Below are 10309 nucleotides of genomic sequence, written 5' to 3' on the forward strand. Positions count from 1 at the left end.
AGCTACTTGCTGTAAATTACAGCAGTTTCCGATCTGATTATAATTTTTGCACACTAGGAGTTAAGCTGATGATATCATCAATATTTCGTTTCATGGTTTGGCAAATTGCGTCTAAAGGTAAGTCATTTTCATCATAACCAAAGGGGTTTTCAATTTCTAAACCAATGGCTTCAATACCGAATAAGGTAAAACTGACTAAAGCAGAAATTAACCCAGTCCACCAACCCAAACTCTCTACTATTTGAAATGGCAAAAGGAAACAGTATAAAAACAATAATTGTTTGAGGTGAATAGCATAAGCAAGGGGCATTGGTGTTTTTAAAATTCGTTCACACGCACCTAAATTATCTACCAAAATATTCAACAATTCTTGCAAAGAAGCCATTTGATAACTATTGAGACAATTACGATTATACTGTTGTTGTAAATAATCACTAATCCAAAAAGCAATTTCTAAAGGAGGATTATTCATAATCTTTAATTTGATATATTTAGATTCGGGTATTAATGCTTCTAAATCACTATTGATAGGTTCACTTCTTAAATGCAATTTTGTCGCTACTGCAAAGGACACAAGTAAATTTAAGGCATAAATTTTATTATCTTTATCTTCCGGTTCTTTTTCATCAATACATACCCAGATTTGTCGGGCTAAATTGCGGATAGTATTAGCCATGGAACCCCAGCATTTTCTCCCTTCCCAAAAACGTTCATAAGCTGTATTTGTCCGAAATACTAATAATAAACCCAACACTATACTAGGAATAACACTAGCTAAAATTGGTTGGGAAACCGGAACTTTACTATAATAAAGTACAGAAACTAATACTCCGAAAGCCCCAGCTAAAATCACCCGTTGGTAAATAGCAGTAATTACTGAACCTTTGATTTGGAAAGCAGTTTTAAACCATTGCGGTTTTTCAATTACCATAAAATCCTTTTGGAGATGCAATATTGAAATATAATATACAGGAAATCTTGAAAACTGCCAATACCTAATTAGTGTTTTTTTGTAATTTATACAGCGTTTTCCGCTCTGATGAGGTACAAAGTTGAATCATAAAACTCTTGTGGTGCGGGCATCTTGCCCGCTAGATATGTAGATCATAATACCGGGAAGTGCTGTATCTATTGATAGACGTTTAATCTATCATGGCTTGGGAATTTTCGATTATAGCGGTCGTAAATTTATTCATGTTCTCATGAGAAGCCCACACAGTCAGTGACGAATTTATTAACTATTATCCCAAAATACTGAACTTTTAACGTTTAAAGAATTAAGTAACTTTTGCCTTTTATTTGAGGATATTGACAGTTTTTTTCTGGTATTAATAACCGCCAACTTTTACCTTCTTTCTGAATTTGCAGATAAACCTCAAAGGGTTTTTGCACTTGTTTAAAACTGCGTTTTGGCGATTTCACTGTCAAGTCATAATTTCCCTGTACCCGGTAAGCTGGTAAGTTTCCAATGGTCAACGGTTGTTGTTGAGTAATAGATATCCGTTGAATATCAAATTTTTGGAAGTTTAAATCTAGCTGTTGGTTAAGTTGCTGTTGGGTTTGTTCTAGCTGGAATGCGATCGCTTTTTGTACTAATTCTGGTGTTGGTAATAAGGCAATACTACTACAAGCTGTCAGGAAAATTATTAAAATAGCTGTTAAAATTAACTTAATCATATTTAATGATATGTAATTTATTTTTCATGTATTTGAATATGTCCTTATTAACCACCGTTGACTGGGGGAATTAAAACCACTTCGTCACCATTTTGTAAAATTGTATCTGCTTCCACGAATTGTAAATTAACGCCAAAGCGAGTTATTTGACTCCACTGCGTCAGTTCTGGATGTTCAGTAATTAAGCGATCGCATACCGACTTAACTATTGTACCATCAGGAAAATCCCAGATCAATTCAGAGACTCCATAGGCTTCCTGATAAGCAGCAAATAACTTAACGGTGATAGTAATCACAGATTTAGACATATAATTTTTCCATGGCCATTACCTAAACTCCCAAACGCTGAAAATCCTGCTGAACTTCGGCCCATAAAGCTTTATTGTCTGGGTCGGTTTTTAAGGCCTTTTTCAGATAAATTCTGGCTTTTGGGAACTGTTTTTCTGTAATTAAAGCCCGTCCCCAGATTTGATAAGCGATCGCTAACCATTGACGCACTTCTACATCTGCTGGTAAACGTGCTAGTAAAGCCTCCGCCAAAGCGACCGCTTGGGGAAAACGTCTTGCTTGTAAAAACCGCTGTAATTGTTCATAAGTCTTCCATTTTAACCGTTGTTCGATATCCTCCAAATTTGATGGGTGAGATGTAACTTTGATATTTGCTGTTGTTACCTGCGTTTTCACTTCTGAAAAACCAGAAACATGAGTTTTCAGGTCATGAGACTGTGGCTTAATTTCCTCCGGTGATAAGATCATTTGCAGGAATTTATAAGCCTCATTCACCGCAATAAATTTATCTTTTGCTTTGAGATCATCTGGATTAATATCAGGATGATATTGCTGTACCAATCGGCGATAGGACGCTTTCACATCCGCAAAAGAAGCTCCCGACCTTAAACCCAATAAACGATAGCAATCTTGAAGATCCATGTTGGCTTAACTCCAATTCAAAATTCAAAATTCAAAATTCAAATGAACTTTACATCTTGAATTTTGAATTATTTCCTACTATCTAAATAAAGTTTGCTGAAAAAGTTGTCTGTGAGGGGAGGGAACAGGGAACAGGGAACAGGGAACAGGGAACAGTTTCAGCTATCTGGATATCCTCAATTTCCCATATCCGACAAGGAAAAATGCAACTGTTTTGAGACTCCATTTGCCAAAACCTTGCCCTTTTTTGTTCGGAAAATCCTCAAAACCCCTATGAATAAACGGTTTTAGCTTTATATGGCTAACGCCACGCTACGCTATCAGCAAGCCCTAAATACGTTCTTCAATCACCCGATCAATTAAACCATATTCCTGAGCTTCTTGAGCAGACATAAAAAAGTCACGATTCATATCTTTCTCAATTTTCTCTAAAGTTTGACCAGTCTTATCAACATAAATTTGATTTAATTGGTGACGTAGCCGTAAAATCTCTCTAGCTTCGATTTCGATATCAGAAGCTTGTCCACGAGTACCACCAGAAGGTTGATGAATCATAATCCGGGAGTGAGGTAAAGCCATGCGTTTACCTTTAGTTCCCGCAGCCAAAAGAAAAGATCCCATGGACGCAGCCAAACCAACACAAATTGTCACCACCTCAGATTTGATGTGCTGCATTGTGTCGTAAATCGCCAAACCTGCTGTTACAGAACCACCAGGAGAATTGATATACAAATAAATTGGCTTACTCTGATCCTCGGAATCTAAATAGAGTAAGTAAGCGACAATGGCATTAGCAATACCATCATCTACTTCCTCTGTCAAGAAAATAATTCGCTCCCGAAATAGACGATCTTCGAGATCGATCCATTGTTCGTAGGTGCTACCAGGGAGACGATAGGGAACTTTGGGAATACCAATAGGCATAGGACAATTTTAGTAGAGACTATGAAGATAGAACTGTAGATTTTCCGTAATTGTGAATGGAGATCAAACCGGCAGAGATTTTGCTAAATTCTTGGTACTTTCCAGCACCCGATCAATTATTCCGTATTCCTGTGCTTCCTGGGGAGTCATATAGAAAATACGTTCACTATCTTTCGAGATTTTTTCGGCTGTTTGTCCCGTATTTTGGCAAAAAATATCAATAATCACCGATTTTTTCAGCAAAACTTCTTCAGCGTTAACTTGAATATCGGTTGCTTGACCCCGAGTAGCCACACTAAACTGAGTCAGGGCGATATTCGCATGAGGTAAACTAAATCTTTTGCCTTTCCTTCCTGATGATAAAATTAAGGCCGCCATACCCACGGCTTGACCTAAGCAAATAGTGACAATTTCTGACTTAATGTACTGTATTGTGTCATAGATTGCCAAACAGGCCTTAATTGACATCATACCAGCGGTTTCATCCATACCAGCTAGGACAGGATCACCGAGAGAATTGATATAAAGATAGATGGGTTTAGTTTGATCCTCTGACTCCAGATACAGTATTGAGGAAACGAGGGAATTGGCCACATTGGTAGTAAGTGGCTGGTTCAAGAAAAGAATGCGTTCCTGAGCCATGCGTTGACCAATACTAACCCATTGCCACTGATTACTACCAGGAATGTTATAAGGTACTCGAAGTGCTGAATCAACAGGCATGATGGATAATTAGCTTCAAAATTTGGTATGATTGCAGGTAGCTTAAGCGATGACTGGTAGGGGTTTGGGTAGATCCTTCATGCTTTCTAAAACACGGTCAATTAATCCGTATTCTTTAGCTTGTTGGGGAGTTAAATAAAACATTCGCTCAGTATCCTTGGCAATTTTTTCGGGGGGCTGTCCAGTATTTTTGGAGAAAATATCCAGGATAGCTGTTTTGTTTGCTAACACTTCCTTAGCGTAAATTTGAATATCTGTTGCTTGACCCCTTGTGCCACTGCGAGGTTGATTGAGGACAATAGTGGCATGAGGTAAACTAGCTCTATGGCCTTTAGTCCCGGCTGATAGAATCAACGCTGCTGTTCCCAAAGCTTGACCAATGCAAATTGTATGTACGGGGGTTTTGATATAATTAATGGTATCACAAATGGCAAAGGCTTCCGTCTCATAACCAATGGCATCACCTGTGTACCAAGATGTACCCGTAGAATTGATGTAAAAGAAGATGGGCTTGTCTGGGTTGTCAAATTTCAGATAGAGTAACTGAGCAATAATCAGCTTCGTTACATCAACACCCATTTGACGCTTGTATTCGTCTGCTGAAACTAAAGGCATTCCCAGATAGACAATTCGCTCTTTTAACAGTAGAGAAGGCAAATCTGGCGGCGGTGTGCGGAAGGAACTGTCACCGTAATAAGAAGCTTGAACTGCCTTGATGGGGGAATTTTCCATAATTAACTGATAGTCTGAGATGATGCCGTTAATGTCTTACATCCTAGCGCGACGCTTACCTGATTTTGGGTGCGGATTTCTCGCTGATGATGAATAAGTCTATATTTTAGGATATTACATTCTAACTCAAGTTGGTTGAAAAAATACGGTCTATTTTAGATAATTCAGGAGTCATAAGACTTACGTACAAGTCACGAAAGGATAAACCACGAAGGAATCTTCAGGAAACGAAGACCAGAGAATTGCCAGCAGGTAAAAACTCAGATTCCCAACTTTTTAAAGAGGTCGGGAATCTATAAAAAGTTGATACTAATCTATCAATTTCTGCCAAGTCATTGCCCCAACAATACCATCAGCAGTTAAACCGTTTTGCTGTTGAAATTTCTTGATGGCTGCTTCTGTTTTTGGTCCATAAATACCATCAGGATCAGCACCTACACGATATTGCAAATATCTAATAATTACACCACTGGCATGAGTTCCTTGAATCACCCGTTTAGCTAATATTTGATTGATAGCATCCCAGGTGGTATTACCTGCTATTCCTGTTGCTAAAACTCCCACAATTCTCTGAAATTTTTCTGTTGCTGAAGATGTCGCCGGTCCCATGCTATTATCTTCTGTTAAGGGGCGATTATTTTTATCTGTAATTTTCAGACGATTTAAACTCTGTTGTAGTCTCAGAATGCTCTTATCTTTATTGCTTCCTTGGTCTATAACAGGATTTGCGGGTAAGTTAGCAACAGGATTTGCGGGTAAGTTAGGAGCAGGATTTTCAGGTACATTAGGAACAGGATTTACAGGTGTATTTGCTGCTTTACCTGTTAAGCCGGCAACTATGGCGTTGGCCATTGCTTCACCATCATATATTTGCATATCTTTAGCAGAATCAATGAAGCAACCCTCTATAAGAATTCCCGGCATATTTGTTCTTCTAAGAACATACAAGTGAGAACCACTTTTAACACCACGATTAAAAAAGCCTAATTTGACAATTTCATCTAATACTTTTTGGGCAACTTTTCTGCCACCGTCGCTAATCGCAAATACTTCAGTCCCATTGGCTTGACCATTAAAGGCATTAAAATGAATAGATACAAAAAAATCTACTCGGTTACTATTGGCTTTATCACAGCGGCCACCTAAAGAACGATTTACTGTACTGGCGCTATTGGGTTTACAAGGAATGACTGTATGTCCTAAACTTTCTAATTTAGCTATCACCTTATTACCCACTTCCATTGTTAACCTATCTTCTGATCTTATGCCGGTTGCACCACTATCAGGAGGGCAGTTGTGACCAATATCAATGCCGTATTTCATTTGTATCTCCTTGAGTAACTTTACTGGTATTTTAATGATTCACTACTTGTTAATCTATTTCCAAAAAGCATAGATATAATTTTAATCTCTAGGCAGAGATTCCCCCATTAATCCCCAAAAATGTTTAAGATTAAGGTAAAGAAATATTTCGTAGCCAAAGCATGATGAAACGCATTGTCTTAATTGCTGGATTTGAATCCTTTAACGCGGACTTGTACCGAACAGCGGCTAGTTTAGCTAGTTCTCGCTGTCCAGATTTGGATATTCGAGTTTTTAGCGATCGCAACATTACCACAAACAGCACCGAAGTAGAAACAGCACTTAAAAATGCAGATGTCTTCTTTGGTAGTTTAATCTTTGATTATGACCAAGTTATGTGGTTGCGGGAGCGTATCGTTAGTATTCCCATTCGTCTCATTTTCGAGTCAGCACTAGAATTAATTAGTTTAACAAAAATCGGTGCATTTGCCATCGGTGACAAACCCGCAGGAATGCCTAAACCGATTAAATTCATTCTTGATAAATTCACTAATGGTAAAGAAGAAGACAAACTTGCTGGTTATATCAGTTTCCTGAAAATCGGACCTAAGTTATTAAAATTTATCCCAGTCCAAAAAGTCCAAGACCTACGCAACTGGTTAATTATCTATGGTTATTGGAACGCCGGCGGTTCAGAAAATGTCGCTTCCTTATTTTGGACAATTGCAGAAAAATACTTAGATTTAAAAGTTGGAGATATACCACCACCCACGGAAACCCCCAACATGGGCTTATTACATCCTGACTATCCAGGTTTTTTTACCTCACCCCGTGAGTATTTACAATGGTATCTTGCAGGGCGAGTGTCTCACCCACCTAAGAAAGGCGGGCAAGATGCCCACCCCACAAAGCCAGTTATTGGTATTCTACTTTACAGAAAGCACGTCATCACCAAACTGCCCTATATTCCCCAACTGATACGGCATTTTGAAAAAACCGGGTTAATTCCCCTACCCATCTTTATCAACGGTGTAGAAGGGCACGTAGCCGTCAGAGATTGGATGACCAGCGACTACGAAACCCAACAGCGTCAACTAGGTAATCTGGAAACCCCTTCCCTTTCCTCAGAAGCGGTAAAAATTAATGCCATAGTTTCTACCATCGGTTTTCCCCTGGTTGGTGGTCCTGCGGGTTCTATGGAAGCGGGAAGACAGGTGGAAGTAGCTAAACGCATTCTAGCGGCCAAAAATGTCCCTTATATCGTCGCAGCACCGTTATTAATTCAAGATATTTATTCTTGGACACGCCAAGGTGTGGGCGGTTTGCAAAGCGTTGTCTTATATGCCTTACCAGAATTAGATGGTGCAATTGATACAATTCCTTTAGGTGGTTTAGTCGGTGAACAAATTTATTTGATTCCTGAAAGAATACAGCGTTTAACTAATAGAGTCAAAAGCTGGGTTTCCCTGAGACAAAAACCTATTTCTGAACGAAAAATTGCCATTATTTTATATGGTTTCCCCCCCGGTTATGGTGCGGTGGGAACTGCTGCATTATTAAACGTTCCCCGCAGTTTAATTAAATTACTAAATGCACTCAAAGCACAGGGTTATACAGTTGGTGATATTCCCGAAGACGGAGAAGAATTAATTCGACAAATTAAAGCAGCAGATGAAAACCCCACCCCAACCCTCCCCGCAAGCAGGGAGGGAGTCGGAGTCATATCTCCCGTCGTTTACGGGGGGGCTAGGGGGGGTTATACAGTCAATGCTAAAACATTAGAAAAATGGTTAGGCTATCTGTTGACATCTCGCATAGAAAAACAATGGAAATACCTCACCGGTAGTGGCATTAAAACTTATGGTGATGAGTTTAATATTGGTGGTGTGCAATTAGGTAATATCTGGATAGGTGTCCAGCCTCCTTTAGGTATTCAGGGTGATCCCATGCGGTTAATGTTTGAAAGAGACCTCACCCCCCACCCTCAATATGCCGCTTATTATAAATGGTTACAAAATGATTTTCAAGCTGATGCTGTTGTCCATTTTGGAATGCACGGAACTGTAGAATGGTTGCCAGGTTCACCTTTAGGAAATACTGGCTATTCCTGGTCTGATATTCTTTTAGGAAATCTGCCAAATCTCTATATCTACGCAGCAAATAATCCTTCAGAATCAATATTAGCTAAACGTCGCGGTTATGGGGTGTTAATCTCTCATAATGTCCCTCCCTATGGACGCGCTGGTTTATATAAGGAGTTGGTAAATTTACGGGATTTAATTGCAGAATACCGCGAAGATCCAGCCAAGAATTATCTGCTAAAGGAGGGAATTTGTAAGAAAATTCTTGATACCGGTTTGGAGGTGGATTGTCCTTTTGATGATGCGAAAAGCTTGGGGATTCCTTTTACACCGGAAAATGTGAGAATGTTCAGTAATCACGCTTTTGATCATTATTTGGTGAAGTTATATGAGTATTTGCAAGTTCTGGAAAATCGTCTTTTCTCTTCTGGTTTACATACTCTAGGTGCAGCACCAAATCAGGAGGAGTTAACTGGTTATTTGGATGCTTATTTTGGAAACGAACCACAGAGGCACAGAGAACACGGAGAGGAGGAGGAAATTACAAGGTTATTAAATCAATCTACTGATGAGTTGACTAATCTTTTAAGGGGTTTAAATGGTGAGTTTATTCTTCCCGCACCCGGTGGGGATTTGTTACGAGATGGTGCTGGTGTTTTACCAACTGGAAGGAATATTCACGCTTTAGATCCTTATAGAATGCCTTCTCCTGCTGCTTTTGAAAGGGGTAAGGAAATTGCTAAAAAAATTATTTCTCAATCTTTGGATGAAAATAAGAAATATCCTGAAACTGTGGCGGTTTTATTATGGGGTTTGGATGCTATTAAAACTAAGGGTGAATCTTTGGGGATTCTCTTGGAGTTGGTGGGCGCTGAACCTGTGAAGGAGGGAACTGGAAGAATTGTTAGATATGATTTAAAACCTCTAGATCAAGTTGGACATCCTCGTATTGATGTGTTAGCAAATCTATCGGGTATTTTTCGGGATAGTTTTGTGAATATCATTGAATTATTAGATGATTTGTTTCAACGGGCTGCGGAAATTGATGAACCAGAAGATATGAATTTTATTAGAAAACACGCTTTGGCTTTAAAAGCTCAAGGTGTGGAAAATTATTCGGCTAGATTGTTCTCTAATCCTGCCGGTGATTTCGGTTCTTTGGTTAATGATAGGGTGGTTGATGGTAATTGGGAATCTGGAGAAGATTTGGGGAATACTTGGGAAAGTCGCAATGTCTTTAGTTATGGCAGAAATGATAAGGGACAAGCTAGACCAGAGGTATTACAAACATTATTAAAAACTAGCGATCGCATTGTTCAAGAAATAGATTCGGTAGAATATGGTTTAACTGATATTCAGGAATATTATGCCAATACGGGGGGTTTGAAAAAGGCCGCTGAAAAACAAAGTGGTAAAAAGGTACAAGCCAGTTTTGTGGAAAGTTTTTCTAAAGATACCACACCCCGCAATTTAGATGATTTATTACGCATGGAATACAGAACTAAGTTATTAAATCCTAAATGGGCTGACGCAATGGCTAATCAAGGTTCTGGTGGCGCTTTTGAAATTTCTCAACGCATGACGGCTTTAATTGGTTGGGGTGGAACTGCTGATTTTCAAGATGATTGGGTTTATGATCAAGCTGCGGATACTTATGCTTTAGACCCAGAAATGGCGGAAAAATTACGTAAAGCAAATCCTGAAGCTTTTAAGAATATTTTGGGCAGAATGTTGGAAGCGTCAGGACGCGGTTTATGGCAAGCTGATGGTGATAAATTAGATCAATTGCGAAAATTGTATGATTTAACTGATCAGGAATTGGAAGGTGTTAAAGTATGAATTTAACTCTTTTCTATTTGTAGAGTAAGTAAGTGAACGGAAAAAAACCGACATAAGTAACGAAAAGTAAAGTTGCCCAAAACCTGTTCCCTGTTCCCTGT

General features: G+C 39.0%; 10 protein-coding genes. 2 read left to right on the forward strand and 8 right to left on the reverse strand.

Annotated elements, in window-relative coordinates; genetic code table 11:
* Positions 1-37 precede the first annotated feature (37 nt).
* From ACIR310F_RS0111210 to ACIR310F_RS0111225, 4 genes are all read right to left on the reverse strand, one after another.
* A complete protein-coding gene (locus ACIR310F_RS0111210; protein WP_028083907.1) occupies positions 38-931 on the reverse strand; it encodes a bestrophin family protein in 894 nt (297 codons plus the stop codon).
* Positions 932-1269: 338 nt separating this feature from the next.
* On the reverse strand, positions 1270-1677 hold the full coding sequence (locus tag ACIR310F_RS0111215; RefSeq protein WP_028083908.1) for a hypothetical protein: 408 nt from the start codon (positions 1675-1677) through the stop codon (positions 1270-1272).
* A 47-nt stretch (positions 1678-1724) separates the two neighbouring features.
* Positions 1725-1985, reverse strand: coding sequence for a MoaD/ThiS family protein (locus ACIR310F_RS0111220; RefSeq protein ID WP_028083909.1), 261 nt, complete (start codon positions 1983-1985; stop codon positions 1725-1727).
* A 22-nt stretch (positions 1986-2007) separates the two neighbouring features.
* The gene (locus ACIR310F_RS0111225) at positions 2008-2607 is read right to left on the reverse strand and encodes a J domain-containing protein (protein ID WP_028083910.1); all 600 of its coding nucleotides are present in this window, start codon (positions 2605-2607) and stop codon (positions 2008-2010) included.
* A gap of 93 nt (positions 2608-2700) precedes the next feature.
* On the opposite strand from ACIR310F_RS0111225, the gene ACIR310F_RS25540 reads away from it, so the two are divergent.
* Positions 2701-2898, forward strand: coding sequence for a hypothetical protein (locus ACIR310F_RS25540; RefSeq protein WP_155963763.1), 198 nt, complete (start codon positions 2701-2703; stop codon positions 2896-2898).
* 39 nt (positions 2899-2937) lie between these two features.
* On the opposite strand, the gene ACIR310F_RS0111230 is transcribed toward ACIR310F_RS25540, so the two are convergent.
* From ACIR310F_RS0111230 to ACIR310F_RS0111245, 4 genes are all read right to left on the reverse strand, one after another.
* Entirely contained in the window at positions 2938-3531 is a 594-nt protein-coding gene (locus tag ACIR310F_RS0111230) for an ATP-dependent Clp protease proteolytic subunit (protein WP_028083911.1), read from the reverse strand.
* A gap of 63 nt (positions 3532-3594) precedes the next feature.
* Entirely contained in the window at positions 3595-4254 is a 660-nt protein-coding gene (locus ACIR310F_RS0111235) for an ATP-dependent Clp protease proteolytic subunit (RefSeq protein ID WP_028083912.1), read from the reverse strand.
* Positions 4255-4296: 42 nt separating this feature from the next.
* Positions 4297-4986 (reverse strand): ATP-dependent Clp protease proteolytic subunit, encoded by a 690-nt coding sequence (locus tag ACIR310F_RS0111240; RefSeq protein WP_028083913.1) that lies wholly within the window; start codon positions 4984-4986, stop codon positions 4297-4299.
* Between the two features lie 309 nt (positions 4987-5295).
* On the reverse strand, positions 5296-6309 hold the full coding sequence (locus tag ACIR310F_RS0111245; RefSeq protein WP_028083914.1) for an N-acetylmuramoyl-L-alanine amidase: 1014 nt from the start codon (positions 6307-6309) through the stop codon (positions 5296-5298).
* 164 nt (positions 6310-6473) lie between these two features.
* On the opposite strand from ACIR310F_RS0111245, the gene bchH reads away from it, so the two are divergent.
* On the forward strand, positions 6474-10208 hold the full coding sequence (gene bchH / locus ACIR310F_RS0111250; RefSeq protein WP_028083915.1) for a magnesium chelatase subunit H: 3735 nt from the start codon (positions 6474-6476) through the stop codon (positions 10206-10208).
* Positions 10209-10309: the final 101 nt, after the last annotated feature.

The organism is Dolichospermum circinale AWQC310F, assembly GCF_000426925.1.
GTDB classification, from domain to species: Bacteria; Cyanobacteriota; Cyanobacteriia; order Cyanobacteriales; family Nostocaceae; genus Dolichospermum; species Dolichospermum circinale.